Source organism: Arthrobacter sp. Helios (assembly GCF_023167125.1).
GTDB lineage: Bacteria > Actinomycetota > Actinomycetes > Actinomycetales > Micrococcaceae > Arthrobacter_B > Arthrobacter_B luteolus.
Genome location: NZ_CP095402.1, coordinates 3,037,336 through 3,064,070, shown reverse-complemented (window position 1 = coordinate 3,064,070; position 26,735 = coordinate 3,037,336). Strand labels below are relative to the sequence as shown.

General features: G+C 66.5%; 25 protein-coding genes. 13 read left to right on the top strand and 12 right to left on the bottom strand.

Annotation, left to right across the window (positions count from 1 at the left end):
* Nucleotides 1–29: 29 nt before the first annotated feature.
* The 6 genes from ArtHe_RS13980 to ArtHe_RS13955 form a co-directional block, all read right to left on the bottom strand.
* Nucleotides 30–530, bottom strand: coding sequence for a tail fiber protein (locus ArtHe_RS13980; RefSeq protein WP_248317509.1), 501 nt, complete (start codon nucleotides 528–530; stop codon nucleotides 30–32).
* A complete protein-coding gene (locus tag ArtHe_RS13975; protein ID WP_248317508.1) occupies nucleotides 527–892 on the bottom strand; it encodes a hypothetical protein in 366 nt (121 codons plus the stop codon). The genes ArtHe_RS13980 and ArtHe_RS13975 overlap by 4 nt, the downstream gene beginning before the upstream one ends.
* Nucleotides 889–2,262, bottom strand: a complete 1,374-nt coding sequence (locus ArtHe_RS13970; RefSeq protein ID WP_248317507.1) for a hypothetical protein — start codon at nucleotides 2,260–2,262, stop codon at nucleotides 889–891. The genes ArtHe_RS13975 and ArtHe_RS13970 overlap by 4 nt, the downstream gene beginning before the upstream one ends.
* Nucleotides 2,263–2,532: 270 nt before the next feature.
* A complete protein-coding gene (locus ArtHe_RS13965; protein WP_248317506.1) occupies nucleotides 2,533–5,031 on the bottom strand; it encodes an MMPL family transporter in 2,499 nt (832 codons plus the stop codon).
* Nucleotides 5,032–5,094: 63 nt separating this feature from the next.
* Nucleotides 5,095–5,739: a TetR/AcrR family transcriptional regulator gene (locus ArtHe_RS13960; RefSeq protein WP_248317505.1), complete on the bottom strand. Its 645-nt coding sequence runs from the start codon at nucleotides 5,737–5,739 to the stop codon at nucleotides 5,095–5,097.
* Nucleotides 5,740–5,801: 62 nt separating this feature from the next.
* Nucleotides 5,802–6,647: an FAD binding domain-containing protein gene (locus tag ArtHe_RS13955; RefSeq protein WP_248317504.1), complete on the bottom strand. Its 846-nt coding sequence runs from the start codon at nucleotides 6,645–6,647 to the stop codon at nucleotides 5,802–5,804.
* A gap of 649 nt (nucleotides 6,648–7,296) precedes the next feature.
* Here ArtHe_RS13955 and ArtHe_RS13950 point away from each other — a divergent pair.
* From ArtHe_RS13950 to ArtHe_RS13925, 6 genes are all read left to right on the top strand, one after another.
* Entirely contained in the window at nucleotides 7,297–8,676 is a 1,380-nt protein-coding gene (locus tag ArtHe_RS13950; protein WP_248317503.1) for an 8-oxoguanine deaminase, read from the top strand.
* 352 nt (nucleotides 8,677–9,028) lie between these two features.
* Complete coding sequence (uraD, locus tag ArtHe_RS13945; RefSeq protein ID WP_248317502.1) at nucleotides 9,029–9,568, top strand: 2-oxo-4-hydroxy-4-carboxy-5-ureidoimidazoline decarboxylase; 540 nt, start codon at nucleotides 9,029–9,031, stop codon at nucleotides 9,566–9,568.
* A complete protein-coding gene (uraH, locus tag ArtHe_RS13940) occupies nucleotides 9,565–9,903 on the top strand; it encodes a hydroxyisourate hydrolase (protein WP_248317501.1) in 339 nt (112 codons plus the stop codon). Before uraD ends, uraH begins: the two co-directional genes overlap by 4 nt.
* Before the next feature lie 3 nt (nucleotides 9,904–9,906).
* Nucleotides 9,907–10,833: a factor-independent urate hydroxylase gene (pucL, locus tag ArtHe_RS13935; protein WP_248317500.1), complete on the top strand. Its 927-nt coding sequence runs from the start codon at nucleotides 9,907–9,909 to the stop codon at nucleotides 10,831–10,833.
* Complete coding sequence (locus ArtHe_RS13930; RefSeq protein ID WP_248317499.1) at nucleotides 10,833–12,338, top strand: nucleobase:cation symporter-2 family protein; 1,506 nt, start codon at nucleotides 10,833–10,835, stop codon at nucleotides 12,336–12,338. Before pucL ends, ArtHe_RS13930 begins: the two co-directional genes overlap by 1 nt.
* Before the next feature lie 64 nt (nucleotides 12,339–12,402).
* Nucleotides 12,403–13,248, top strand: coding sequence for a CoA ester lyase (locus tag ArtHe_RS13925; RefSeq protein ID WP_248317498.1), 846 nt, complete (start codon nucleotides 12,403–12,405; stop codon nucleotides 13,246–13,248).
* 63 nt (nucleotides 13,249–13,311) lie between these two features.
* Here ArtHe_RS13925 and ArtHe_RS13920 read toward each other — a convergent pair whose 3' ends face one another.
* From ArtHe_RS13920 to ArtHe_RS13910, 3 genes are all read right to left on the bottom strand, one after another.
* Nucleotides 13,312–13,947 carry a dienelactone hydrolase family protein gene (locus ArtHe_RS13920; RefSeq protein ID WP_066302233.1) on the bottom strand — a complete coding sequence of 212 codons (636 nt, stop codon included), beginning with the start codon at nucleotides 13,945–13,947 and terminating at the stop codon, nucleotides 13,312–13,314.
* A gap of 9 nt (nucleotides 13,948–13,956) precedes the next feature.
* Nucleotides 13,957–14,418 carry a ribonuclease E activity regulator RraA gene (rraA, locus tag ArtHe_RS13915; RefSeq protein ID WP_248317497.1) on the bottom strand — a complete coding sequence of 154 codons (462 nt, stop codon included), beginning with the start codon at nucleotides 14,416–14,418 and terminating at the stop codon, nucleotides 13,957–13,959.
* Between the two features lie 100 nt (nucleotides 14,419–14,518).
* Nucleotides 14,519–15,103: a TetR/AcrR family transcriptional regulator gene (locus tag ArtHe_RS13910; protein ID WP_248317496.1), complete on the bottom strand. Its 585-nt coding sequence runs from the start codon at nucleotides 15,101–15,103 to the stop codon at nucleotides 14,519–14,521.
* 192 nt (nucleotides 15,104–15,295) lie between these two features.
* Between ArtHe_RS13910 and ArtHe_RS13905 the strand changes: the two genes are divergently transcribed.
* Nucleotides 15,296–16,819, top strand: a complete 1,524-nt coding sequence (locus ArtHe_RS13905; protein ID WP_248319809.1) for an MFS transporter — start codon at nucleotides 15,296–15,298, stop codon at nucleotides 16,817–16,819.
* Between the two features lie 30 nt (nucleotides 16,820–16,849).
* On the opposite strand, the gene ArtHe_RS13900 is transcribed toward ArtHe_RS13905, so the two are convergent.
* Complete coding sequence (locus ArtHe_RS13900) at nucleotides 16,850–17,290, bottom strand: universal stress protein (protein WP_248317495.1); 441 nt, start codon at nucleotides 17,288–17,290, stop codon at nucleotides 16,850–16,852.
* 194 nt (nucleotides 17,291–17,484) lie between these two features.
* On the opposite strand from ArtHe_RS13900, the gene ArtHe_RS13895 reads away from it, so the two are divergent.
* Both ArtHe_RS13895 and ArtHe_RS13890 read left to right on the top strand, forming a co-directional pair.
* The gene (locus tag ArtHe_RS13895; RefSeq protein ID WP_248317494.1) at nucleotides 17,485–18,687 is read left to right on the top strand and encodes a multidrug effflux MFS transporter; all 1,203 of its coding nucleotides are present in this window, start codon (nucleotides 17,485–17,487) and stop codon (nucleotides 18,685–18,687) included.
* A gap of 273 nt (nucleotides 18,688–18,960) precedes the next feature.
* The gene (locus ArtHe_RS13890; RefSeq protein WP_248317493.1) at nucleotides 18,961–19,869 is read left to right on the top strand and encodes an SDR family oxidoreductase; all 909 of its coding nucleotides are present in this window, start codon (nucleotides 18,961–18,963) and stop codon (nucleotides 19,867–19,869) included.
* An 85-nt stretch (nucleotides 19,870–19,954) separates the two neighbouring features.
* On the opposite strand, the gene ArtHe_RS13885 is transcribed toward ArtHe_RS13890, so the two are convergent.
* The gene (locus tag ArtHe_RS13885; protein WP_248317492.1) at nucleotides 19,955–21,121 is read right to left on the bottom strand and encodes a hypothetical protein; all 1,167 of its coding nucleotides are present in this window, start codon (nucleotides 21,119–21,121) and stop codon (nucleotides 19,955–19,957) included.
* A 367-nt stretch (nucleotides 21,122–21,488) separates the two neighbouring features.
* Between ArtHe_RS13885 and ArtHe_RS13880 the strand changes: the two genes are divergently transcribed.
* On the top strand, nucleotides 21,489–21,989 hold the full coding sequence (locus ArtHe_RS13880; protein ID WP_066302244.1) for a DUF456 domain-containing protein: 501 nt from the start codon (nucleotides 21,489–21,491) through the stop codon (nucleotides 21,987–21,989).
* 123 nt (nucleotides 21,990–22,112) lie between these two features.
* Here the strand turns inward: ArtHe_RS13880 and ArtHe_RS13875 are convergent, their stop codons facing one another.
* Entirely contained in the window at nucleotides 22,113–22,685 is a 573-nt protein-coding gene (locus ArtHe_RS13875; RefSeq protein ID WP_248317491.1) for a dihydrofolate reductase family protein, read from the bottom strand.
* 234 nt (nucleotides 22,686–22,919) lie between these two features.
* Here ArtHe_RS13875 and ArtHe_RS13870 point away from each other — a divergent pair, with 234 nt between their 5' ends.
* The 3 genes from ArtHe_RS13870 to ArtHe_RS13860 all read left to right on the top strand — a co-directional run bounded on the left by ArtHe_RS13870 (nucleotide 22,920) and on the right by ArtHe_RS13860 (nucleotide 26,523).
* Nucleotides 22,920–23,465 carry a flavin reductase family protein gene (locus ArtHe_RS13870; RefSeq protein ID WP_248317490.1) on the top strand — a complete coding sequence of 182 codons (546 nt, stop codon included), beginning with the start codon at nucleotides 22,920–22,922 and terminating at the stop codon, nucleotides 23,463–23,465.
* 93 nt (nucleotides 23,466–23,558) lie between these two features.
* Nucleotides 23,559–25,013 carry a 4-hydroxyphenylacetate 3-monooxygenase, oxygenase component gene (gene hpaB, locus ArtHe_RS13865; RefSeq protein ID WP_248317489.1) on the top strand — a complete coding sequence of 485 codons (1,455 nt, stop codon included), beginning with the start codon at nucleotides 23,559–23,561 and terminating at the stop codon, nucleotides 25,011–25,013.
* Nucleotides 25,014–25,176: 163 nt separating this feature from the next.
* Complete coding sequence (locus tag ArtHe_RS13860; RefSeq protein ID WP_248317488.1) at nucleotides 25,177–26,523, top strand: MFS transporter; 1,347 nt, start codon at nucleotides 25,177–25,179, stop codon at nucleotides 26,521–26,523.
* Nucleotides 26,524–26,735: the final 212 nt, after the last annotated feature.

The following is a 26,735-nucleotide window of genomic DNA, read 5'->3' as shown; positions in this document are numbered from 1 at the left end:
CAGTGGGACGCCGCTAGGCCCCGGGCGTCCTAACTCCGCGGCGGGAAGATGCCTTGCAGGGCGATGATGAAATTGATTGCCAGATACGGGGGCATGTTGTTATGCGGCTGGTTGCCGCCCGCTACCCCTGTTGGTGCCATGTCGGCGCCTGAGCTGATGGTCCCGTAACTGCCCCCGCGGGCGGGAACCTTTCCTGCGGGCCGGTCGGAAACCTGCTCAACCGACCCGTACTGAGCATGTGCGTGGGCAGGCATCTCCTGGTGATTAAGCACAACCGCTTCCTGGCCTCCCCGCTGCCCCTGGCTGTAATAGGAGCCGCTGGGAGCTGGTCCCATATGGAGCGGAAAGGTGCCCTGGAGATTCGGCAGTGCAAAGGTGGTCACTCCGTTCCCGCCGTACAAGGTTCCAAGCAGTGCAAACAGTGCAGTGTTCTGCTGGATCGGCAGGATCTGTCCGTTGCAGTGTGCCCAGCCATCGGGGGCGAAATTGAACCCAACCATGCGGATCTCACCGAGATACTGATCGCTCATAACTGCTGTCCTTTGGGTAGGTGGGTAAAGACGGCCAGCGCACGCCGCCCGTGTGAGGTCAGGAAGAGGTCCACCGGGCCGATTCCCGGATGGCGGACGGAGTGGAGTCCTTCGGCGATGTCCGCGGAATCGGACTCCATCACCAGCCGGAAGCCCGCTGTGGAGCGCTCGACGCCGGTGAGTCGAACCTGCAGGCCGCCGACGGACAGGGTGTCACCGACCAGCCGCTCCCACGTCTGGGCCGCATAGGGATCAGGCTTCCCGGTGGCGGCGTACGCCGGCACCCCGCTGGCTGCGACTGCTGCCAGCGCGGCCGTCGCGGCCAGGAAAATCCGCCGGCGGGGCCCCTTGGCCGGGATCACGGCTGCGCGCCGTTGAAGCCAAGTGCGTACCGGAGGTTCTTCACCGGCAGCCCGCCGGTGGAAGCGTAGCCGATGCTGACCGAGTCGCCGGCGGAGACGGTGACCGGTGTGGCCGGGGCGGTGCAGGCAGCAATCATGTCCGCCAGCGTGCAGGCCAGACCGGTGTCCGAGCCGTTGACCCGGACAGTGAGGGTCACCGTGCCGGCCCGTGGGGTGACGGCGCCGGTGAAACCGGACAGGGTGCCGCCCAGGGGCAGTGCGGTTGCTGCGTCAGGCTCAGCGGCGACCGCCGAGGTGCCGGACAGCGGGATGAAGGCGGCGGTGTCCGAAGGATCGATGAACGGCAGGGACCCGGTGAAAACTGATCCGTCGCCGGGGGCTCCCTGAGGCCCCTGCGGCCCGGCCGGTCCTGCCGGTCCGACGGCTCCTATCTGGCCGGTTGGACCCTGAATGCCCTGCACGCCCTGGGTGCCCTGGGCCCCTTCCGGGCCAGCCTGACCCTGCGGCCCCTCCGGACCTATTGGTCCCTGTGGTCCGATAAGGCTTTGGGTTCCTCCGGGCCACGTGCCGGAGGATTTTGGTCCGTAGACGGCGAAGGTTGTTGTATCCAGGTAAAAATCACTGTCCACACCAAGGGCGGCAGCCGGCGCACCCACGCCATTGCGGATGGTATTTCCGTCACGGCCGGGAAGCCCGTCCGCCCCGTCAATTCCGTCCGCCCCGTCAGCGCCGTTGGCCCCGGCGGGGCCTGTTGCTCCGGCGGGTCCCGGTGCACCGACGGCGCCGTCAGCGCCGTCGGTCCCATCGGCACCGGCCGGTCCTGCTGCTCCGGGTGCCCCGTCAGCGCCGTCAGCACCGTCGGTCCCATCGGCGCCGGCCGGTCCTGCTGCTCCCGGTGCCCCGTCAGCGCCGTTGGTCCCGGCTGCCCCGTCAGTTCCAGCCGTTCCGTCGGCGCCGTTGGATCCGTTGGATCCGTTGGATCCGGCTGGACCCTGTGCTCCGGAGGCGCCCGCATCGCCCTTCTCGCCCGCATCGCCCTTCTCGCCGGCATCGCCCTTTTCGCCCTTGTCTCCGGGTTTGCCTGACGCGCCGTCGGCGCCGTTGGACGGCCCGGCGGTCGCGGCAAAAGTGGGTACTGTTCCGTCAACAGGCCCAGCAGCCAGCCACGACACCGGCAGCTCATTCGGGCCACAGGACAACGTGCCGGCCTCCGAGGTGATGCTGGAGAAATCCAGCGTCGAACTGTCGAGGCAGGCATGGATTGATGCGGCATCCTCAGCTGACGAGGCGGGTGTGCAGGCGCCGAGTGCAAGGACTGCGGCCGCCGCTGCAGCGGCTAATGAGAGATGTTTGGGGCGTGGGCGGTTCAAGCTGGCTTCTCCTCGGTCGGCAGAAATGATGTGCCGGGGGAGAGGCAGGATAGGACGCCGCAGCGGATGGGTATTCGTCCCCCCAGGGTCATCCGCTGCCGCTGCCAGCGTAAAACGTTTTGGACCCAGTCCAATATTTTATGTCGAATGCAGGCGCAATATGACGGGGCTGCCGCAGCCACGCCACCAGTATGGACCCGCCAAACAGCAGCTGCCCCCGGCCGGGGCCGGGGGCAGCTGCTGTTTTATCTGAGGGGGAAGAGCGGGCGGCTAGGCCTGCTTCACCGGTTCGGCCTGCTCAGGGACCTCGTGCGGGTGCCGGCGTTCCAGCGAAGCACCCTCGACGTCGACGTCCGGCAGGATCTTGTCCAGCCATTTCGGCAGCCACCAGGCCTTGTCCCCGGCCAAGTGCATCAGCGCCGGGATCAGCAGCATCCGCACCACAAAGGCATCCAGCAGCACGCCGAAGGCGAGGGCAAAGCCGATGGGCCGGATCATCGCACTGTGGGAGAAGACGAAGCCGCCGAAGACCGAGACCATGATGATGGCTGCGGCGGTCACCACGGACCTCCCGGCCCGGACACCCTGGACCACGGCGACGCGCGACGGCGCTCCGTGGGCATACGCTTCCCGCATTCCGGAGCCGATGAACAGCATGTAGTCCATGGCCAGCCCGAACAGGATGCCCACCAGGATGGTCGGCAGGAAGTTCAGGATCGGGCCCGGGGTCTCCACGTTGAAGACTCCTGCGAGCCAGCCCCACTGGTAGATCGCCACCACACCGCCGAGGGCCGCGAAGTAGGAGAGCACGAACCCGAGCGTGGCGATGACCGGAACATAGATGGACCGGAACACCAGGATCAGGATCAGCAGGGAGAGGCCGACGACGACGCCCAGGTAGATGGGCAGCGCATCGGAGAGCTTGTCCGAGATGTCGATGTTGCCGCTCGCGGAGCCGGCCACGCCGATCTCATACGTTCCATCCAGCGGGGACATATCCCGCAGGGTGTGGACCAGGTTTTCGGTGGACTCACTGGTGGGCCCCTCGGTAGGGACCACCTGGAAGGCGACCGTGCTGCCGTCTTCGGAGGAGCCGACGGGCGCTACCGCGGACACACCGTCCTGGTCGAAGAGGATCTGGGCAATCTCGGCCTGTGCGGCGGTTGCTTCAGCATCGGTCGGTTCGGACGGAAGCTCCGCCACAACCAGCAGGGTGCCGTTCTGGCCCTCGCCAAACTTCTCCGACAGGGCGGAGTATGCCTGGTACTGCGTGGAGTCATGCGGCTCGGAGGAGCCGTCCGGCAGGCCGGTCCGCATATCCATCGAGGGGACTGCGATGACGAGCAGGGCGGCGATCGCCGCCACCGCCGTCAGAACCGCGCTGAGCGTGGACATGGGCTTCACCGGAGCAGCTGCGGGGGCGGGCGTGCCGGCCTCGGCCGCGGAGGAGATGGAGGCCCGTTCTTTCTTGCTCAGGATGCGCATGCCAACGAGCTTCAGCAGCGCCGGGGTCAGGGTCACGGCGATCAGCACGGCAATCGCAATGCACGCAGCGCCCACGGTGCCCATCAGGCCCAGGAACGGAATGCCGCTGATGTTCAGGGCGAGCAGTGCGATCAGCACGGTCGCGCCGGCGAAGACGACGGCGTTGCCGGAAGTGCCATTGGCCAGGCCGATGGACTCTTCGAGTTCGAAGCCGTTCTTGAGCTGCCGGCGGTGCCGGTTGACGATGAACAGGGTGTAGTCGATGCCCACGGCCAGGCCCAGCATCAGACCCAGCACGGGGGTCACGGAGATCATTTCGACCACGCCGGAGAAGGCCAGGGCGCCGAGGGCGCCGATGCCGACGCCGATGAGAGCGGTCACCAGCGGAAGTCCGGCACCGACGAGGGTGCCGAGCATCACCACAAGGACGATGGCAGCGATGACCAGGCCGACGACCTCGCCGACGCCCACGATGCTGGGGATGCCCTGGGTGATGTCGGCCGAGAAGTCGGCGGTCACACCGTCCACCGGGGTGCCGTCGAACACGGCAACCACGGCATCCTTGGTCTCCTGCGGAATCTCCATCTGGGTGTCCTCGAAGACCACGGTCACGACTGCCGTGCTGCCGTCCTCGGAGACCATGCGGATTTCCTTGGCCATGTTCAGCAGGGCCGCGGCCTGCTCCAGCTGCGGTGCCTGTTCCTCAGCCGCGGCGGCCTGGGCTTCCAGCTCCGCCCGGCCGGCGTCGAGCTGGGCCTGCTGTGCGTCCAGCTGCGGTGCGGCCATGGCGAGCATCCCGGACGCCTCGGCCTGGGCCCGGGCAGCGTCCAGCTGCGCCTGGCCGGCGTCGAGCTCGGCCCGCGCCGCCTCGATCTGCTGCAGCCCGGCGTCCAGCTGGGCCTGTCCATCGGCGAGCTGTCGGGCCTGTTCCTCACGCTGGGTCTCGGTGGCAAAGGGGTCGACGGCGTTTTCCACGCCGTCCACGGCTTTGGCATCCTCGATCAGGGTGCTGATCGAGTCGCGCTGCTCAGCTGTGAAGGCCGAGCCGTCCTCCGTCTGGAGCACGATTGAACCGGTTCCACCAGATGCTTCAGGAAGCTCCTGCTGCAGCCGGTCGGTGACCTGGGTGGTGGGGGTGTTGGGAATGGAGATCGCGGAGGAGAGCGTGCCGCCGAACAGCGCGAACGCTATTCCGGCGACAGCCAGCACAGCGATCCACACCGCCAGTACGGTGCGGGCACGCCGTGCGGCGGCCTGTCCGAGGCGGTACAGGAATTCAGCCATTGGAGGTCCTTGTCGGAGGATGGTGGTTTGCTGCGGGGAAGGTGGTCAATTGGCGAGGGGAGCTCAGGACGCACTGGGTGGTGTGCCGGAGCCGTGGCCGGTGCGGAGGGCAGCAATGAGGCGCTGGAGCAGTTCCAGCCAGGCGCCGCGGGATTCGGCTGTGTCGACGGCGCCGGTCTGGGCGCTCCAGCGCTCGTAGATGACGCTCACGCCGCCGGCGAATGTGCCGACGAGGAGTTCGATGTCCAGCGGATCAGCGTGCGGGTGGCGGGACAGCAGGGCAGCGATGACCTGGTTTCCTGCCATGGTGACCGAGCGGAACGCCAGAATTGCCTTTTGCGGAGTTGACCGGCTGTCCGCACGGCCGAGGACCTGCGTCAGGTAGGACACAGCTTCGATGAACGAGGGTGAGCTGACCAGCTCCACCAGGTCGTCCAGCGGGGAGCGGCCCTCCGGGGCCGTGCCTGGCGGCAGTGCGAGTACGGCGCCCACGATGCCGGTTCCCACTTCGGTGACCACGTCATCCAGGGAGGAGAAATGGTTAAACACCGTCCGGCGGGAGACATCGGCGCGCTGGGCGAGTTCATCCACTGAGAAGTCCGTGCCGCGCCGTTCGGAGAGGAGGGCTGCGCAGGCATCGACGATCGCCTGCCGGTGGCGGCTTTTAAGGGCCGCCCGGCGGTCCGGGACAGAACAGGCTGGAAGCACATAACTACACTAAGTGCACCGTTGCACTCGGTGCAAACGGCGCGGTCCGGTGCCGGCGCAGGTCACTGTGGCGTCGGCATTCTCTGCGGATCCTGCGCCAGTTCGGCGCGGATCTCCTCGCTGAGCCGCTCGGTCATGTACTGCCGCCACTGCGGCAGCCCGTGGACGTCGTCGTGGTACAGGGCGAAGGGAATCGTGGCATCTATCGCCCCGCGCAGTTCGGCACGGCCGGGAACACTGCCGAACCGCAGCTGGACCGGGCGCACGGTGGCAGCGGTGACCGTGAGGACGAAGGTGCCGCCCGGATCGAGCCTGCCGATGATCAGGACTCCGGACCGGCCCAGGTTGGACAGGGACAGCCGCCGCATCGCGGTGCGTGCCTGCAGGGCCCTGGCCGGAAGGGTCACACTCCGCAGCAGCTCGCCGGGGGCGAGGGACGTCTGCCCGTCGCCGGTGACCAGGCCCGTGACCGGCAGGGTGCGCGATGTGCCGTCCGGAGAGAGCACCAGGGCCTGGCCGTCCAGCGCCGCGGTCAGGGAGGTCATCGGACCGGCGGGCAGTGCAGTGCAGAGGTTGCCGCCCACCGTGGACACGTTCCAGACCTTGAACGACGCCACAAAAGCGTCACAGCAGGGGCGGAGCAGTTCCAATGCGGTCCAGTCGGCGGCGGCCGGCAGGTCACCGGCAAAGGCATAGAGCTCGGCAACGGTGCAGGTGGCAGCGATCTCCAGGCCGCCGTCCGAGGTGCTGAGCGGTTCCCAGCCGGCCCGGGTGAGGTCCAGGACCCGCTGCAGGCTCTGGCTGCCGGAGGAGAACAGCACCGTGCCTCCGCCCAGCCAGGCGTCTCCGGGACGCCAGTGCGCCGGGTCGCCGGTAGGGACCAGGTCCGGAATGGTGTTGATGTCCACGCGCAGGGATCTCCTAGCTGGCTGTGAGGTGTTTGATTGATCGGGATGAGGCGTGGACAGGGCCGGTGAGGCCGGACAGTGGCAGTCCGGCGGCGCCGATGTGGCGGCGGCCGTCGCTCCGGCCAAGACTGACGGTGTCACTTCTCCGGGGGTGGCAGCATCAAGCTTCGGTCCCGGGAGTTCACTCGGCAATCGCCTCGACGGGGGCGTGCAGGTGGCGTGCAGCGCGGCGGCCTCCACGCGTCCGCCGCTCACCGACCCCCACACCCCGCCACCGCTGCCGATCACCCGTGAGGTTCCGGGTGGGCCCTAAATCCGCGCTTCCAATTCTTTTTCCTATTGCCGCTATGCCGCGTTGCCGAATACATTTTCGTGTCCATTGCATGTCCGAAGAAATGCGCACGGCAGCATACCGGGCCGGAATTGGAAGGAGCCTACCACGGGTTACCCGCCGCATCACCTGGGCGCCGCTGACCGGTGGAAGGAAATTTTCTTGACCGTTTCCGGCACCCCGGTCTACGCTGGCGGCCAAGTGCCGGCAACCGCCGGACTTCTTGGATCAGCAGACAAGTTCCACTGAGCTGGCCGCCTTTTACGGTGTCCGGCAACTGCGGCATCGCAGCGGTATCGACCCGCAAAGGATCCGCCCATGCAGACCTCCTCCCCAGCCGCCTTCCCGGCCACCCGCCTCTGGATTAGGAATCCGCTGGCCGTCTTCACCGCCAACAGCCTCGATGCCGCCGGGGGACTGGTCATCGAGGCGGGCCGGATCACCGAGCTGGTGGCCGCCGGCGGCCAGCCCTCGGCACCGGTCACCTCCACCTTCGACGCCTCCGCCCATGTGCTGCTGCCCGGCCTCATCAACACCCATCACCACTTCTACCAAACGCTCACCCGGGCCTGGGCTCCCGTGGTGAACACGCCGCTGTTCCCCTGGCTGAAGAACCTGTACCCGGTCTGGGGCCGGCTGTCCCCGGAGGACCTGGAACTGGCCACCACGGTGGCGCTCGCGGAACTGCTGCGCTCCGGCTGCACCACCGCAGCCGACCATCACTACCTGTTCCCGGACGGGCTCGAGCAGGCCGTGGACGTGCAGGTTGCCGTGGTCCGGCGGCTGGGTATGCGGGCCATGCTGACCCGCGGTTCCATGAGCCTGGGGGAGGACGACGGCGGCCTGCCGCCGCGCCGGACGGTCCAGGCCGCAGAGGTGATCCTGGCGGACAGCGAACGGCTGATCGGCGCCTATCACGAGCGTGGAGACGGCGCCGTGATCCAGATTGGGCTGGCGCCATGTTCGCCGTTTTCGGTGACGCAGGAAATCATGAAGGCCAGCGCCGCCCTTGCAGAGGTCCACGATGTCCGCCTGCACACCCATCTCGCCGAAACCATGGATGAGGAGGCGTTCTGCCTGGAGATGTTCGGCCTCCGGACAGTCGATTATCTGGAAAGCGTCGGCTGGCTGGGGGACCGCACCTGGTTGGCGCACGGTGTGCACTTCAACGACGGCGAGATTGCCCGGCTGGGGGCCGCCGGCACCGCCGTCGCGCATTGCCCGACGTCGAACATGCGGCTGGCCTCCGGCATTGGACGGATGGCTGAGCTCGAAGACGCAGGCGCGCCGGTGGGCCTGGGAGTGGACGGCTCGGCTTCCAATGACGCCTCCAACCTGATCTTGGAAGCGCGGCAGGCGCTGTACCTGCAGCGGCTGCGCTACGGAGCCGAAGCCATCACACCGGAGCGGGCACTGGGCTGGGCCACCCGCGGTTCCGCCCGGGCCCTGGGACGGAGCGATATCGGCGAACTGGCACCGGGCAGGCAGGCGGACCTGGCCCTCTTCCGGCTCGATGACCTGCGGTTCTCCGGCTCCCACGATCCGCTCTCCGCGCTCCTGCTGTGCGGTGCGGACCGCGCAGATCGGGTCATGGTGGGCGGGGAATGGAAGGTGGTCGACGGCGAACTGCCGGGCCTCGATCTGGAAGAGCTCACCGCGCGGCATACCGGGGCTGCCCGCCGCCTGGTAGCCGGCTGAGGCCTTTTTGGCAGGCGGCGCTGCGATTATGCGCTGCAGCCGCCAAAAGGGCAATCCCTCTTTCGAAAGTTTTTTCACTGTTTTGTAAAATCCACATCACGCTCAAGAAGTGTGGGTTGCGCGCAGATTAAAAGAAAGCGCAAAAGTACAAACCCTTGACACGCAGGAGGGCGGACTCCAGACTGTTCGAAATAGAAATTCCGCATCGAGGAAATTCTCCCCAGCACCTTCAACAGAAACATCACCAGGAACTTCACCGGAACATCGAATCAAGTCGGCCAACGCCGATGGTCAAGGGTGTTCAGCGCCGGGAAGTCCCCTCCGTCTGATCCCTGACCGAAAGCTGACGCCCGTGGCCCTGCCCCTGTCTCCGGACCCGTCTTTAAACGTTTCCCCGGACTTCCTCTCCGCCTTCAACACGGCCTCCATCTCCGACGCCCAGGCGGCGCTGAAGCCATGCGTCGACATCCCCCGGTGGACCTCGGAAATCGCGCTGGCCCGGCCCTTTGGGACAGCCGCGGAACTGCTCTCGTTTGCTGAACTGGCTGCTCCCGGCTGGACCGAAGCGGAAATCGACGCCGCACTCGCCCATCATCCCCGCATTGGTGAGCGGGCGGCCGGCAGCGGCAGCGAAGCGAAAATGTCCCGCCGCGAACAGTCCGGCGTCGAGACCTCAGCGGATGTCCAGGCCCAGCTGGCAGCAGGCAACCGAGCCTACGAGTCCCGCTTCGGCCGGGTGTTCCTGATCCGTGCCGCCGGCCGCAGCGCCGAAGAAGTCCTGGCAGTGCTCGGCGCCCGCCTGGAGAACTCTCCGGAAGAAGAACTCGAAGTCATCGCCGCGCAGCTGCGTGAAATCGCCATCCTCCGACTCGAAGGGCTCCTGAACCAGTGAAAAGCCAGATCACCACCCACATCCTGGACACAGCCGCCGGCCGGCCGGCCCAAGGCATCCCGGTCTCCCTGCAGGCCGAAACGGCGCAGGGCTGGCAGGAGATCGCCACCGGCACCACCGATGCTGACGGACGCGTCACCGACCTCGGCCCGGACCGGCTCGAGGCAGGGGCCTATCGGATCGAGTTCACCACCGCGGCCTGGTACGAAGCCGCCGGAACGCCGTCGTTCTTCCCCTCCGTCACCCTCACTTTCAATGTTGCTGGAACCGGGGAGCACTACCACGTTCCCCTGCTGCTGAGCCCGTTCGCCTATTCCACCTATCGAGGAAGCTGAGCCATGACCTCTACAACGCACCCCGCCGGAGCCAGCGGACCCGGTACCTCACGGGTCGTGCTCGGCCCCAACCAATACGGCAAGGCCGAAGTCCGGCTGGTGAAGGTCACCCGGGACACGGCACGCCACAGCCTTGAAGACCTCAGCATCACCTCCCAGCTGCACGGCGGGTTCGAGGCCGCGCACACTGAGGGCGACAATGCCCGGGTGGTTGCCACCGACACGCAGAAGAACACCATCTATGCCTTTGCCCGGGACGGCGTCGGCTCCCCGGAGGAGTTCCTGCTCCGCCTGGCCGGCCACTTCACCGGAGAATTCGACTGGGTCACCGGCGGACGCTGGGCCGCCGAACAGTACTTCTGGAACCGGATCAGCGACCACGACCACGCCTTCGCCAAGGACAAAAGCGAAGTCCGCACCGCCGTCCTGCTGGCCGCCGGAAACCAGCGGCACCTGGTGGCTGGAATCTCGGATCTGACCGTCCTGAAATCCACCGGCTCCGAATTCCACGGCTTTCCGCGGGACCGGTACACCACCCTCGCCGAAACCACCGACCGGATCCTGGCCACCGATGTGACGGCCAAATGGCGCTACAACACTCTTGACGGCGTCGACTTCAACTCCGCCTACGCCTCGGTGCGCACCGCCCTGCGGGACACCTTCGCCAACACCCATTCACTGGCACTGCAGCAGACCATGTTCGAAATGGGCCGGGCCGTGCTGGATACGCACCCGGAAATCGATGAAGTGCGGCTTTCGCTGCCGAACAACCACCACTTCCTGGTCGACCTCGAACCCTTCGGTCTGGACAACCCCGGCGAAGTCTTCTTCGCCGCGGACCGTCCCTACGGGCTGATCGAAGCCGCGGTCCAGCGGGAGGGCAGCACCGGGGACAGCCCCGTGTGGAACAGCATTGCGGGGTTCTGCTGATGACCCGGCGCAGGGCCGCTGCGGCCAAGGGATCCCGGCCGGCCCGGCCCGAGGATGAGGTGCTTCCGCTCGGCAGCATGTTTGCCTACGGATTCCAGCACGTCCTGACCATGTACGGCGGGATCATCGCCCCGCCGCTGATCATCGGCACCGCCGCCGGCATGGATTCGGCGGACATTGGCCTGCTGATCGCTGCGTGCCTCTTCGTCGGAGGCGCGGCCACCCTGCTGCAGACCATCGGCGTGCCCTTCTTCGGCTCCCAGCTTCCGCTTGTCCAGGGTGTCTCCTTCGCCGGGGTTGCCACCATGACCGCGATCCTCAGCGGCGGCGGCGGCATCCAGGCAGTTTTCGGTGCGGTGATCGCAGCGTCGGTGATCGGCCTGCTCATCACCCCGATCTTCGCCAAGGTGATCCGCTTCTTCCCGCCGGTGGTCAACGGCGTCGTTATCACCACCATCGGGCTGACGCTGATGCCCGTGGCCGCGAACTGGGCCATGGGCGGCAACTCCAAGGCCGACGGCTACGGCAGCGTCTCCAACATTGGGCTGGCGGCACTCACCCTGGCGGTGGTCCTGCTGCTCAGCAAGGTGGGAGTCAGCGCCATTTCCCGGCTGTCCATCCTCCTGGCGATCGTGATCGGCACGGTCTTCGCCGTGTTCGTCGGCAAGGCGGACTTCTCCAGCGTGGGAGAGGGCCCGGTCTTCGCCCTGCCCAGCCCGTTCGCCTTCGGGATGCCGACCTTTGAGATCGCCGCAATCATTTCCATGTGCATCGTCATCCTGGTGACCCTCACCGAGACGACGGCGGACATCCTCGCCGTCGGGGAAATCGTGGATACCAAGGTTGATTCCAAGCGCATCGCCGACGGGCTGCGGGCCGACATGCTCTCCAGCGCCCTCTCCCCGGTGTTCAACTCCTTCACTCAGAGCGCCTTCGCCCAGAACGTGGGACTGGTGGCCATCACCGGCGTGAAGAGCCGCTTCGTCGTCAGTGCCGGCGGCCTGATCCTGGTGATCCTGGGCCTGCTCCCGGTCCTGGGCCGCGTCGTTGCCGCCGTCCCCACCCCGGTGCTGGGCGGCGCCGGCATCGTGCTCTTCGGCACCGTGGCCGCCAGCGGCATCCGCACCCTGGCCAAGGTCGAATACAAGAACAACATGAACCTGATCATCGTGGCCGCCTCCCTGGGCTTCGGCATGATTCCGATTGCCGCGCCGGCGTTCTACGACCAGTTCCCCTCCTGGTTCAGCACCATCTTCCACTCCGGCATCAGCTCCGCCGCCGTGATGGCGATCCTGCTCAATATCCTGTTCAACCACATCAAGGCGGGGAATTCGGAGGACCCGAGCGTCTTCGCCGAGGCGCCGGTCCGGGCGATCCGGACCGACCAGCTCCGGACCCTGCGCGAAGGGGACCACATCAAGGATGGAAAGCTGATGGATGCGGAAGGCCAGGAGATCGCCGTCGTGCCTCCAGGCCAGCCACAGGGCAGTCCGGATATGAAGTAACCGCCGTCACATCAACAGACCCTGCGTTGGGATAACTCAGGGGCTGGAAAGTAGTCTCGTTCCTATGGCTCCATTCCGAAACAGCCGCGCTGCCGCGCTGCCTGCGAAACTGTCCCGCTCCTGGCTCCTGGCATCTGCCGCGGACGAAGCAAATTTCGGGCCTGCCCTGGCCTCCGAAGCGGACTCGGTCATCTTCGATATGGAAGACGCCGTCCCCTCCGATAGCAAGGCCGCAGCCCGTGAACGCGTGGTCGAGGCCCTGTCCACCGGAATGACGGCCTGGGTCCGCGTCAACGGGATCGAAACCGATTTCTGGGCAGACGATCTCGCGGCGCTGTCCAAGGCTCCGGGCCTGCGCGGAGTCATGCTGGCCATGACCGAAAAACCGGAGCAGGTCACGCACACGGCCATGCGGCTGCAGGCCGGCACCCCGGTCCTGGCCCTGGTCGAATCGGCGCTCGGCATCGAGAACGCGACGGCGATCGCCAGCGCTCCGGGCACCTTCCGGCTGGCCTTCGGCGTGGGCGACTTCCGCCGCGACACCGGCGCGTCGGATGATCCGATGGCGCTGGCCTACGCCCGTTCCAAACTTGTGGTGGCATCCCGCGTGGGTCAGCTGCCGGGCCCGATCGACGGGCCCACGGTGGGAACCCTGGGCGAGAAGCTGCTGGACGCCTGCAAGGTCACCGCTTCGATGGGCATGACCGGCAAGCTGTGCCTCATGCCCGAAGCCGCGGACACCATCAACCAGGGCCTGTCCCCGAGCGAGTCGGAAATCGTGTGGGCGCACGAACTGCTGGAGGCACACGCCGCCGGTGCCGTGGTCGGTGACGGTTCCTACCTTCCCCGCCTGGCCCGCGCACAGAAGATCTCTTCGCTGGCGGATTCCTACGGTCTCTGGAACGCGTAGCGGTTCCCCGCCTCAACTGCCGAAAGCCGCAGCCTGCTCCTCCTCAGGGGCGGGCTGCGGCTGTTAGCCGTCCATCCCGTCGTTGATGCCGGCCAGCAGCTCCAGGACGCTGAACGTCAGGGCATGGGCATAGTCCTCGTCATAGTCCGGTGAACTGATGTCCACGAAGAAATGGGAACTGCCCGGATAGAGGATGAGCTTGACGGACGCGTCGTTGAGTGTGTCAGCGGCGGCCCAGTCTGCGTCCCCGGCTATCGAGTCGACGAGGTTGCGGGCGGCGTCCAGATCCCCTTCCTCTACAAAAACCGGGTCATCGGCCATGGCATGGATCTGCAGGGGAACGCCGGCCGGCCAGGTGTAGGCGTAGGCGCCAGGCGGAACGCAGGAGCTCACCAGGACGGCGCCCCGCGCTCCCGGCCGGGTTTGCGCCAGCCGCTGGGCCGGGAGAACGCCCAGTGAAAAACCGATGTAGACCAGGTCCTCCGGCAGCTGCTCGGCGATCCGCACGCCCAGGGCCTCGATTGTCTCCAGCCCGATCTCCCCGGCATACTCCAGTCCGGCCTCCAAGGTACCGAAGACCTGCCCGTCATAGAGGTCGGGCGCGGTGACGGTGTGGCCGGCGTCCCGGAGCAGATCAGCGAAGGCATCCGTTCCCGGGGTCAAGCCCAGTTCGGAGTGGAACAGCAGGACGTCGGCCACGCTGTGCTCCTACCGTTCGACCAGGATGCCGTCTTCATCGGCCCAGAGCCTGGCGCCGGGGCGGAACGTCACGCCGCCGAACTCCACCGGCACGTCCACTTCGCCCGCCGATTCCTTGGCACTCTTGCGCGGATTGGAGCCCAGCGCCTTGACGCCCAGGGGCAGCTTGGCGACGGCGGCACGGTCGCGGATGGGGCCGTTGATCACGACGCCGGCCCAGCCGTTGGCCACGGCGGCTTCGGCGATCATGTCCCCCATCAGGGCCGTGTTGAGTGAGCCGGCACCATCCACCACCAAGACCGCACCATTGCCGGGGGAGTTGAGGACGGACTTCACCAGCCCGTTGTCCTCCAGGCAGCGGACGGTGCGCACCGTCCCGGTGAAGCGGGTCTGTCCGCCCAGATCCTGGAACTGCAGGGAGACCGATGCCAGCGCCTCGCCCTGTTCGTCATAAAGGTCAGCTGTGCTCATTTCCATGGCACAACTGTGTCACACCGCACCCTGCCAGCCCGGGCAGGCACGGCCAGGCAGAGCCAGGCCAGGCCAGGAAGTTCCGGGCATCCCGGGCAGCTCAGATGCGGCAGGCGGGGGCCTGGGCCTTGAGGACGTCGACGATCTCCAGCAGTTCCTCCACCGGCCCCGAGGTCGGCGAGTTCTTCTCCTGGGGCCAGCCGCCGGGAAGGCCTTCGTTGTAGTACAGGCCGTCACCCAGGAGCATGATGGCCCGCGCGATCGGCCGGTCCCCGACTTCGTCCAGCACCAGATCGAACCAGTCCCGGTGGATCTGCTGCAGGAGCTCCGATGCCGCGGGGTCAGAGCCCTGGGCCAGCCGCACCGCCGCAATCAGCGCCCGGTCCAGATCGCTGTCCACGTAGACGGAGGTGCGGACCAGGTAACGCGCCGGCCCTTCCGGATCGGTGCGCATCTGTTCCAGGTCCACGGCGGCCAGTTCCTTCAGCCGCTCGAGCAGGCCGGCAGCAAGGGCTTCCTTGTTCTTGAAGTGGTAGAGCAGCCCGCCCTTGGAGACGCCGGCCCGTGCCGTCACGGCGTCGAGCGTGGCCCCGCGCGGGCCTTCATTGATCAGCAGTTCCTCGTACGCGGACAGGACTCGGTCCCGGGCGGATGTCTGTGCAGGCATGGCTTTACGGTACGCCATCTCTTCCTGTACAGTCTAGACGGTACAGTAACGTTCAGCCGCTCCGGCCGCGTGCTGTCGCGTCTTTTAACCCACAAATTTTCGGCAGGCGAAACCCCTGCCAGCATCCAAGGAGGAATTGTGCCTGCGGTACAGGAACGGCCCGTGCTCGCGCGGGCTGGACAACGTGAATGGCTGGGACTGGCGGTCCTGATGCTCGCCGTCCTGCTGGTGGCGGTGGACAACACCGTGCTGAGCTTCGCCGTGCCTTCACTGTCCCGGGCACTGGCTCCCTCGGGTACCGAACTGCTGTGGATCATCGACATCTACGCGCTGATCCTGGCCGGCCTCCTGGTGCCCATGGGCAGCCTCGGCGACAGGTTCGGCCGGCGGAAACTGCTGATGATCGGCACCGCCGGCTTCGGCCTGGTCTCCGTGGCCGCCGCCTTCGCGCCGTCCGCTGAGGTCCTGATCGGTGCCCGGGCCCTGCTCGGCTTCTTCGGTGCCATGCTGATGCCCGCCACGCTGTCCATCATCCGGAACATGTTCGTGATTCCCAGCCAGCGCCGGATCGCAATTGCCGTCTGGGCTGCCGGGTTCTCCGGCGGCGCAGCCCTGGGCCCGATTGTCGGCGGCACCCTGCTGGAACACTTCTGGTGGGGCTCCGTCTTCCTGCTGGCCGTACCGGTGCTCATTCCGCTGCTGGTCTTCGGCCCGCGTCTGCTGCCGGAGTCCCGGGATCCGAAGCCGGGCAAGATTGACCCGCTCAGCATCGGGCTGATCATGGCGACCATGTTCCCGCTGGTCTACGGCATCAAGACCGTGTCCACTCACGGGATCGGCGTCGACTCCCTGCTGCCGATGGCCGTGGCACTGGTATTCGGTGCCGCTTTCGTCCGGCGCCAGCTGCGCCGGGACGAGCCGATGCTCGACGTCCGGCTGTTCCGCAATCCGGTGTTCAGCGGCTCCATCTCGGCCAACCTGCTCAGCGTCTTCGCACAGGTGGGGTTCATCTTCTTCTTCTCCCAGCACCTGCAGCTCGTCCTGGGGCAGACGCCGCGGGAAGCCGGCGTGATGATGCTGCCCGGGCTGATGCTCACCATCGTCGCCGGCCTGGCCGTGGTGAAGGTGGTGCGCCGGGTGCGCCCCGCCTACGCAGTGGCCGGCGGGCTCCTGTTCAGCGCCGTCGGATACACCGTGGTGCTGTTCACCGGACACCAGGAAAGCCCGCTGGGCCTGATCATCGCCTTTATGATCCTGGGCATCGGCGTCGGCTCGGCGGAGACAATTTCCAACGACCTCATCCTCTCCAGTGTCCCGTCCGAGAAGGCGGGAGCGGCGTCGGCCATCTCTGAAACCGCGTATGAAGTGGGTGCGGTCCTGGGTACCGCAGTGCTGGGCAGCATTCTGACGGCGGGCTACCGCAACGGCGTTGTGCTCCCGGAAGGCCTGGATCCCGCCGCGGCCTCCGCGGCATCGGAAACCCTGGGCGGTGCAGTGGAAGCAGCAAACAGCCTGCCCGGTCCGCAGGCCGCGGAGCTGCTGGCCTCGGCCCAGGCCGCGTTCGACTCCGGTGTGGTGGCGACGTCGGCCATCGGCATCGCCCTGATGGTTGCCGCTGCTGCTGCTGCCCTGGTGGCACTGCGCCGCGTGGCACCGGACCGCGGCGAGCCTGCCGCGGAACCGCAGCCCGCAGCTGAACAGCCCGCGCCGGCCGCCGCCGGCAGCAAGGCCTAAGCCAGGAGTCTCGGTGCCCCGGTGAGACGGCTACGAGTCGGTTTCACCGGGGTGCACGATCAGTACCGGGCAATGGGCATGCGCAGCTGCGGCGGAGCTGACCGAGCCGAGCAGCAGCCCTTTGAAGCCTCCCCGGCCCCGGCTGCCCACCACCAGCATTTCCGCACCCCTGCTGGCCTCCACCAGGACGTGGACCGGTTGGCCGGCCACGGCGGTCTTCGTGAGTCCTTCCGGGAGTTCCTGCCCGAAGGCCGCCGCCAGGGCCTCATCCAGTGCGGATTCGGCCTCGACCCGTGGGGTCCATTCCGTGGACGGGATGGGAACGGCCAAGGCAACCGGATAAGACCACACCGTCACTGCTTGGATGTGGCAGCCGAGCAGGTCGGCGAGCCGGTGGGCAGTCCGCAGGGCGACCAGTGACAGCGAGGATCCGTCCACCCCGACAACAATGCGTTTATGTTCCTCGTTCATTGCGTTGCTTCCTGTCTCTCGGGGGTGTGGGGAAACTCCCGCCAAGTCTGCCCTGCTGCCGCCCGGTGCACTAGGCCCACCATGTGTTCTTCCGGGAGGGACGGCGTACGGTCCGCCGCGGGGCCTACGGCGGGCCGGGCTGGAACGGGCGTAACGGATTCTCCAGCCCCGGTGCCGGTCCGTAGGATCAGGAGGTGCCTCCCACCCCCGCCCCGCAAGCCAGCAAAGCTCCGCTGAGCACCGGCCTGCTGCTGGTGCTGGCGTTCCTCGCCGCCACCGGTCCGTTCACCACGGACCTGTATCTGCCGTCCTTTCCGGAGATTGCCGGGGACCTGGGGTCTTCCGCGTCCGGTGTCCAGCTCACACTGACCGCCTTCCTGATCGGTATGGCCGCAGGGCAGCTGGCCTTCGGGCCGGTTTCCGACCGCTACGGCAGATTCCGGCCGCTGATGCTGGGGTCCGGTGCGTTCGTCCTCGCCTCGGTGGTGTGTGCCACCGCGCCGAACCTGGAGGTCCTGATCGGAGCGCGGTTCGTGCAGGGGCTGTGCGCCGCCGCCGGGCCCGTGATCGCCCGGGCCGTGGCTTCCGACCTGACGTCCGGTGCGGCCGCCGCCCGGACCTTTAGCTTGCTGATGACCATTGGCGGGGTCGCACCCGTGCTGGCCCCCGCACTCGGCGGTGTGCTCACCGGACTCTGGGGCTGGCGCGGAGTCCTGTGGACGCTGGCCGGGATCGCCGCACTCATGTTCGCCTGCGCCGCCGCGGTGGTGCGCGAAACCCTGCCCGTGGAGAAACGCATTCCGGGTCCGGCCTTTAAGGGGCTGGGACTGGTGGTCCGCCGCCGTCGCTTCCTGGGCTACGTGCTGCTCTTCGCCAGCTCCTTCGGGGTGCTGATGGGCTACATCTCGGCGTCCCCCTTTATCTATCAAAGCCTCATGGGCCTTTCCCCGGAGGTCTACGGCCTGATGTTCGGCCTTAACGCCGCCGGGATGGTGAGTGCAGGGTTTATCGCCGCCCGCCTGACCCGCCGCGTTCCGGCCCGCCGCATGGTCGTCCGGGCGGTGGTGGTCCTGATTGGAGTGGCGGCGGCCATGCTGGTGCTGGTCCTGGCCGGTGCACCTCCGCTGCTGCTCGCTGTGCCGCTGTTCTGCTCGGTCTGTTCGCTGGGATTCATCATGGGCAACACCACCGCACTGGCCCTCGCCGAGGCAGCCGGCGCCACCGGCAGCGGCTCCGCCGTCCTTGGCGGAGCACAGTTCCTGATGGGCGCAGCCGTCTCACCCCTGACCGGCCTCGGCGGCGAGTATTCGGCGCTGCCGCTGGCCCTGGTGATGCTCGGATCCGCGCTGATTGCCGGCTCCGCCGTCGTCCTCACCCGCGAGCGGCGTCCCGCGTAGACTGAGAAGACCATGCGACACATGAACAAGTACCGCACGCCCATTGTCTGGCTCCTCATCATCGGCCTGGTGGGAAGCATCAGCGTCGGGTTCCTGGGCCTCTTCTTTTAGCGGGCTTCTCTCTCGGGCCTTCCTCTCGGGCCTTCAGCCGGTCCGCCCGGGTTGAACCCGCCCCTGCCGCCGCCATAGGATAGTAAGCATGCTTACCTAAATGGTTGGCGGGCCGCCGCGTGCGGCTCCACGTCCAAGAACTGTGGAAAGTTGGGATAGTCAATGGCCAATAAGCAGACCGCGGACCAGTACACCTTCCAAAACCCGGTCACCCGGTATCCGTCCATTTCACCGCCCAAGCAGGACCAGCCGGAACCGGGCCTGGATGCCGACCTGGAGCCGAAAACCGACCGCGGCGAGGATTCCTACCGCGGCACCGGGCGGCTCGAAGGGCGCAAAGCCCTGGTCACCGGTGCTGACTCCGGAATTGGCGCGGCGGTCGCCATCGCCTTCGCCCGGGAAGGAGCTGACGTCGCCCTCGCCTACCTGCCGGAGGAAGAGGAAGACGCCGCGCACGTTATGGAAGTGATTCGCAAAGCCGGGCGCACCGCCGTCGGGCTCCCCGGAGACGTACGGGACGCGGCGTACTGTGCCCAGGTGGTCCAGGATGCGGTTGACGGACTCGGTGGCCTCGACATCCTGGTGAACAACGCCGGCAAGCAGATCGCTGTGGAAAGCCTCGAGGATCTCAGCGACGAGCAGCTGGACGACACATTCAAAACCAACATCTACTCGTTCTTCCGCATCACCAAAGCCGCGCTGCCGCACCTGCCCGCGGGTTCCAGCATCATCAACTCGACGTCGATCCAGGCGTACAGCCCGTCGCCGCACCTGCTGGACTACGCGAGCACCAAGGCCGCGATCAACAACTTCACCAAGGGCCTCGCCCAGCAGCTGGCGCCCAAGGGCATCCGGGTAAACGCCGTCGCCCCGGGCCCGTTCTGGACGCCGCTGCAGGTTTCCGACGGCCAGCCCAAGGATGCCCTGCCGGAGTTCGGCAAGGACACCCCGCTTGGCCGTGCCGGGCAGCCGACGGAGCTTGCCCCGGCCTATGTGTTCCTGGCCTCCTCTGAATCCAGCTACGTGGTCGGGGAAACCCTGAACGTCAACGGCGGAATGCCCAGCCCGTAAGTTTGTCTAACTGCAGCGAAACGGGGCCGTCTCCAGGAGGAGGCGGCCCCGTTTGGCGTTGGAGGCGGTTGGAAGCCGGCGCCGGTTAGACGGTTTCTTGAACCGGCGGGAAGTGGGCGCGGTCCACGCGGCGGTGGAACCGCATGCCCGCCAGGCCGCCCAGGAGTGCGCCGATCAGGCTCACTGCCACGCTGGCGATCACAGCCAGCCAGGTTCCAGCGGAAATGCTGCCCAGGTCCTCGGGCAGCGGCGCCACAGAATTCAGCTGGGTGATGCTGCGGATGTCATTGCCGAAGATCAGGCCCACAATAATGACGACGGCGGCCGCCGCGAGTGCCCACAGCCACACGGCGAGGCCCTGCTTCAGACCGTTGAAGCGTGCCATCCGGCCAGCCACGTAGCCGCCGGCGTAGTACGCGAGCAGCAGCACAGCCAGGGTGATGATTGCGCCGGCCAGGCCGGCTGACTGATTTGCTGCGGCCTGGTCCAGGGCTGCCCCGAGGTCCGTGTCGGTGGAAACCCCGACGGCGGCGCCGATGGCGGCCGCTGCAGCGGACAGCAGCACGACCATGCCGGTTGCGGTCAGCCAGCCGAAGAAGGCCGCTCCGAACTTGAAGCCGCCAAAACGCTCGCGTTCCGCGGCCAGCAGGGCTTCGCGGTTGGGCAGCCCCTGCGACCGGGGGCCACGGCCGGTGCGTCCGGTCGTGGTTCCGCCCTGCTCAGGTGCGGTTTGGCCGGTACGGTAGGCCGCATCGCTGGGGTCGCGGGTGCCGGTGACTTCGGCGTCGTAACGCCTCGTGTCAGCGGTCCCCAGAACCTGGGTGTGGTGTCGGCGGGTATCGCCGTTGCCGAGGACTTCGGTGTCGTTTTGGCGGGTGCCGGCGTTCCCTAGAACCTGAGTGTCGTTTTGGCGGGTGCCGGCGTTCCCCAGAACCTGAGTGTCGTTTTGGCGGGTGCCGCTGTTCCCGGCGTTCCCCAACACCTCGGTATCGTTCTGCCGGGTGCCGCTGTTCCGGGCGTTCCCCAGAACCTGAGTGTCGTTTCGGGTGCCCAGTACTTCGGTGTCGTTTTGGGTGCCGGCGTTCCCCAACACCTTGGTGTTGTTGTGCGGCGTTCCGGCAGCTCCGCTGGTGTTCAGCGGGCGGGTCACATCCGGCTCGTTGCTGTTGGTGCTGCTGTCCTCACTTGCGGCGACATCCTCTGCCCGCCGTCGGCGTTCGCCTGCGGCTGTGCTGCCTGAATCCGTGCTCATCTGCTGCTCCTTGCCGTCGGGTGCTGGCTGGCTGAAGGTGATGACTTCATAAGTAACCTTACTGTATGGGTGGATCGGCAGGTTGGCGGGGCTTGGCGCACGCAGTTTTCCCAGCCTGTGTTGCCCCGTGGCTGATGGGGTCACGTGTGTCACTCCAGTAACGAAGGGTGGGAAACTGCGCGGGGTTAGGCAGGGTCGCAGCACGCGTTCCCAGTCTTTGTAGCCTCCCGTTACTGGTGGGACCACACGCGTCACACCAGTAACGAACAGTGGGCACCCGTGTCGCGGGCTGGTCCGGAGACGGTGATCCGGAGGCGCATGGCCCCGGAAAGCTATCCCCGAACCAGCAGATGAAAGACTGTCCTGCATGGACACCGACCTTTTTATTACCGTCATAGCCGGCCTGCTGATTGCAGTGGGAGTGGCGGGCATTGTGGTGCCGGTGCTGCCGGGGAGCATTCTGATCCTGCTCACCTTCCTGGGCTGGGCGATCGGGGTCAGCAGCGGCGCCGGCTGGTGGTCCTTCGCCTTCGGGGCGCTGTTTGCCGTGACCGGCATGTCCGCCAGTGCCGTCCTCACCGGGCGCCGGTTGAAGCAGCGGCAGATCCCCAACCGGTCGGTGCTGATCGGGCTCATCGCCGGGATTGTCGGAATGTTCGTGATTCCGGTTGTCGGGCTGATCGTCGGATTCGCCGGCGGCCTGCTGATCAGCGAGTTCGCCCGCCAGCGCAGCCTCTCCGCAGCAGCGTCCTCCTCCTGGGCGGCCCTCAAGGCAACCGGACTGGGGCTGCTGGTGGAACTGGCGCTCGCCCTCGCCGCGGGAACCGCTTGGATCATCGGCGTCTGGGTCCATTTCGCGACCCGCTAGGGCGTTCGGCTAAACCCCACGCCCCGCGACCCGCTAGGGCGTTCGGCTAAACCCCACGCCCCACGTGCCCCGCAGGCAACGCACCCCAACCCGCCAGCGCATCCAACGAAACCAGGCCCCACTTCACGACGGCGAAGCCCGCCTGGGGTGGTATGTCCGGCCGAAGCTGCGTTCGGCACCCTCGTGGATCTCGACGAGCTCCCAGTCGTAGCGCCGCCCGCCGGGAACGTCGAAGATACGGATGCCGTCACCCAGGAAGACCGGAGCCACGAACACCTGAAGCTCATCAATCAGGTCGTGTTCCAGGGCCTGCCGGGCAATGTCGGCGCTGATGATCTGCACGTCTCTGTCGCCGGCGATTTCCCGGGCGCGGCGGATAGCCTCCACGATGCCGCAGTTCAGTGCGGTGATGGAATCGTCGCCGGCAAGCTCTTCCGGGCGGTGGGTGAGGATGAATTCGGTCCCTGACCAGGCGCCGCCGTATGCCTCGGAGGTCGTTTCGTCCCGCTCGCCCCGCTGGGCCTTCGCGGCGTCGTATCCGTCCCGGCCGGCGATAATCACTGCGACCTCGCCGGCCAGACGCTCCGTCATCCCCTCCGGCAGGGGCTCAGCGGCAGAGAACCAGCTCATGTCGTGGCCCGGCCCCGCCAGGAAACCATCGAGCGAACAGGTGAATCCCCAGGCGACTTTGCCCATGATCCCTTCCTTGGCTGACCGCCGTGCCGGCACTGCGCCCCGATGTCGATGGGGTGAACGTATCGAAACAGCCAGCCCCGGCACAAGGCCCGAGGCTGTCACAAAGCGATGCCAGTCACCTGGGCTTGTGCGCCGCATCACATTCAATTATGGTTCCATTAGTTCTCTATACGAAACACATGTTCGATTATCGAACTTGCGGCCGGTTGGCCGCCAAGGTCCAAAGGATTGCCAATGATTGCCAGCCCGAAAGACAGCACGCCGGAGCGCGTGCCCAACTACCCGCCTGCCGTCCTGCGGCCCCGCGAGCACCACTTCCGCGGCAGCCTGGGCCGCTTCGCCACCGGCGTCGCCATTGTGACGTTCGACGGCGTCTCCAAGCGCCACGGCCTGACCGTCAACTCCTTCACCTCGGTTTCCATGGATCCGCCGCTGGTGCTGGTGAGCATCGCCCGCACCACCAAGGCCCATGACGAGCTCGCGGACCGCCCCTTCACCGTGAACATCCTCGGCGCTGAGCAGCAGGCCCTGGCCATGCACTTCGCCGGACGCCCGGGCTTCGAGCCCACCTGGATCGAGGGCGAAGTCGCGCCCCGGCTGAGCAACGTCCTTGCCTATTTCGAGTGCAAGCCCTGGGCTGCGTACGACGGCGGCGACCACACCCTGTATCTCGGCGAAGTCGCAGACTTCAACTACCGCAGCGGCGACGCACTGTGCTTCGCCAACAGCACCTTCACCACCATTCCGGAAAGCCAGCTCGGCATCGAAGAGCTGCTCTAAGCAGTCCGTCGGTCCCGGACCACCAGCACCACCTGCCGTAAATCACCAAAACAGCCTCAGCGCAGAAGCTACAAACAGAACTGGAGAAAGCCCATGGGCATCCGCACCGGACAGCAGTACCTCGACGCAATCAACGCCATGCGTCCCCACGTTGTGATCGACGGCGAAGTCGTCACCGAGAACATTGCCGAGCACCCGGCCTTCCGCAACAACGCGCGGACCTACGCCAAGCTCTTCGACATGCAGCATGATCCGGCCTACCAGGACCGGCTGACCTACACCTCCCCGTCCACGGGTGACCTGGTGAACTCCTCCTTTATGGTGCCGCGCAGCCTGGAAGACCTGGAAAAGCGCCGCGACGCCATCTCCTGCTGGGCCGAATACTCCAACGGTTTCCTGGGCCGCTCCGGCGACTACATGAACTCCTCGCTGACCGCCCTGGCCACCGCCAAGAAGTTCTTCTCCAAGGCTGATCCGGTTTTCGGTGAGCGCATCGAGGCGTACTACGAGAAGGCCCGCGAGCAGGACCTCCTCGCTACCCACACCCTGATCCCGCCGCAGGTCAACCGTTCCGTCTCCGGCTCCGAGCAGCTCGGCGGCCAGCTGGCTGCGCGCATCACCGAAGAGCGCGAAGACGGCATTGTCATCAACGGTGCCCGCATGCTCGCCACGATCGCCCCGATCGCCGACGAGATCCTGGTCTTCCCCTCCACCGTGCTCCGCGGCACCCCGGAAGACGCTCCGTACTCCTTCGCCTTCGCGCTGCCCAACGACGCCCCCGGCATGCGCTACCTCTGCCGCACCTCGCTGCACAACGGCGGCAGCACGCACGACGAGCCGCTGGCCAGCCGCTTCGAAGAGATGGACGCCGTCGTGGTCTTCGAAGACTGCTTCGTGCCGAACGAGCGCATCTTCATGCTCGGCCACCCGGAACTCTGCAACGCCTGGTACGCCGAGACCGGTGCCGGCCACCTGATGACCCACCAGGTGGTCACCCGCACCATCGCCAAGAGCACCTTCTTCCTGGGCCTCGCCTCGGAGCTGGCCGCATCGATCGGCATCGACGGCTTCCAGCACATCCAGGAGGATATTGCGGAACTGATTGTCGACGTCGAAATCGGCAAGGCGCTCATCCGCGCCGCCGAGGTGGACGGCGAACTGAACGACGAAGGCGTTTACCTGCCGAAGTGGGACACGCTGAACGCCGCCCGCAACTGGTACCCGAAGATCGCGCAGCGCTTCCCGCAGATCATCCGCAAGTTCTCCGCCTCCGGGCTGATGGCTCTGCCGGGTGAGGCTGACGTGAACTCGGATGCCCGCGGCGACATCGAGAAGTACCTGCAGGGCAAAACCCTCACCGGCCCCGAGCGTGTGCGCCTGTTCAAGCTGGCCTACGACGCCTCGATCTCCGGGTTCTCCGGCCGCCAGTCGCTCTACGAGTACTTCTTCTTCGGTGATCCGGTCCGCATGGCCGGCGCCCTGGTCAAGAGCTACGACGCCGAGCCCGCCCGGGCCCGCGTGCGTGAATTCCTGACCCGCGAAGACTAGGCACTAACCGGACAAAACCCGGTCCGCGGATCGTTCGCGGGCCGGGTTTTGTCATAAAAAGAAAAAGCTGTGTCGCCCATCACAGTTAACGGTATCTTTGGGCGACTGGTTACCGACCGTTCTTTCAGTTAATACTGTCCAGGCCTTAAACAACGGAGTTTCAATGACTACAAAAAGCGCGTCTGCTGAGCCGTCCCAGCGGATGAGCCGGGAGGAACGCAAGGTACTTGCGGGCACCCTGGTTGGTACCACCATTGAGTGGTACGACTTCTTCATCTACGCCCAGGCTGCCGGCTTTGTCCTGGCCACCCTCTACTTCGCACCGGTAGGTGAGGGCACTGCCCTGGCGCAGATTGTCTCCTTCGCCTCCATCGGCATCAGCTTCCTGTTCCGTCCGCTGGGCGCCATCGTGGCCGGCCACCTGGGCGACAAGCTCGGCCGCAAGCAGATGCTCGTCTTCACCCTGATCATGATGGGTGCCGCCACGGCCCTGATCGGTGTGCTCCCGACCTACGCGCAGATCGGCGTCGCAGCACCGATCCTGCTGCTTGTCCTGCGTATCCTGCAGGGCTTCTCCGCCGGTGGCGAATGGGGCGGTGCTGCCCTGCTCTCCGTTGAGCACGCACCCGTGAACAAGCGCGGCTTCTTCGGTGCCTACCCGCAGATCGGCGTTCCCGTCGGCATGATCCTGGCGACGTTCGTCATGTTCGTCATCTCCAGCACCCTCAGCGAAGAGGCCTTCCTGGAGTGGGGCTGGCGCATTCCGTTCCTCTTCTCCGTGGTCCTGATCTTCGTGGGCTACTTCATCCGCCGCTCAGTCGATGAGAGCCCGGTCTTCAAGGAGATGCAGCAGCGCAAGAAGGAATCCTCCGCACCGCTGGGCCAGCTCTTCAAGTACAACTCCCGCGAAGTCATCCTCGCCGCGCTGATCTTCATCGCCAACAACGCTGCCGGCTACCTGGTCATCGCGTTCTTCGCCTCCTACGCAGGCAAGGCCCTGGGCATGGAGCGTCCTGCCGTGCTGCTGGCCACCACCGTAGGCTCCTTCGGCTGGCTGATCTTCACCATGTACGGCGGTATGCTCTCCGACAAGATCGGCCGTGTGCGCACCTTCCAGATTGGCTACGCCTGGGTGTTCCTGTGGGCCATCCCGATGTTCCTGCTGATCGACACCGCCAACATCTTCCTGTTCGGCCTCTCGATTTTCGTGCTGACCATCGGCCTGGGCCTGTCCTACGGCCCGCAGTCCGCCCTGTACGCCGAGATGTTCCCGGCCCGCGTCCGCTACTCCGGCGTCTCCATCGGCTACGCGCTCGGTGCCATCCTGGGCGGCGCATTTGCGCCCATGATTGCCGAGATGCTGCTGAACGCGACCGGCTGGTCCGGCTCGATCGGCATCTACATCATGGTTCTCTGCGTCATCTCCTTCGTGGCAGTGACCATGGTCAAGGAAACCAAGGGCGCCGATCTTGGCGTCGAGGAGTCCCACCGGGCTCCGAAGGCTGGCTAACCGGTCCGCTTTCTGCCCCCCCCGGTAAAAACCTCACAGTGAATACGCAGTAAAGAACAGAAGACCGGCCCCTTGGAGCGTCAAGGGGCCGGTCTTCTGTCTGCGGCAAGGTCCCGGCCGGGTGTTGGCCGCGGTGGCTGGCTGCGGCCACCGCCCTGCCGGATTCAAGCGAAGCAACATGATAGACATGGACGTTTAGCCTGCGCTGACGC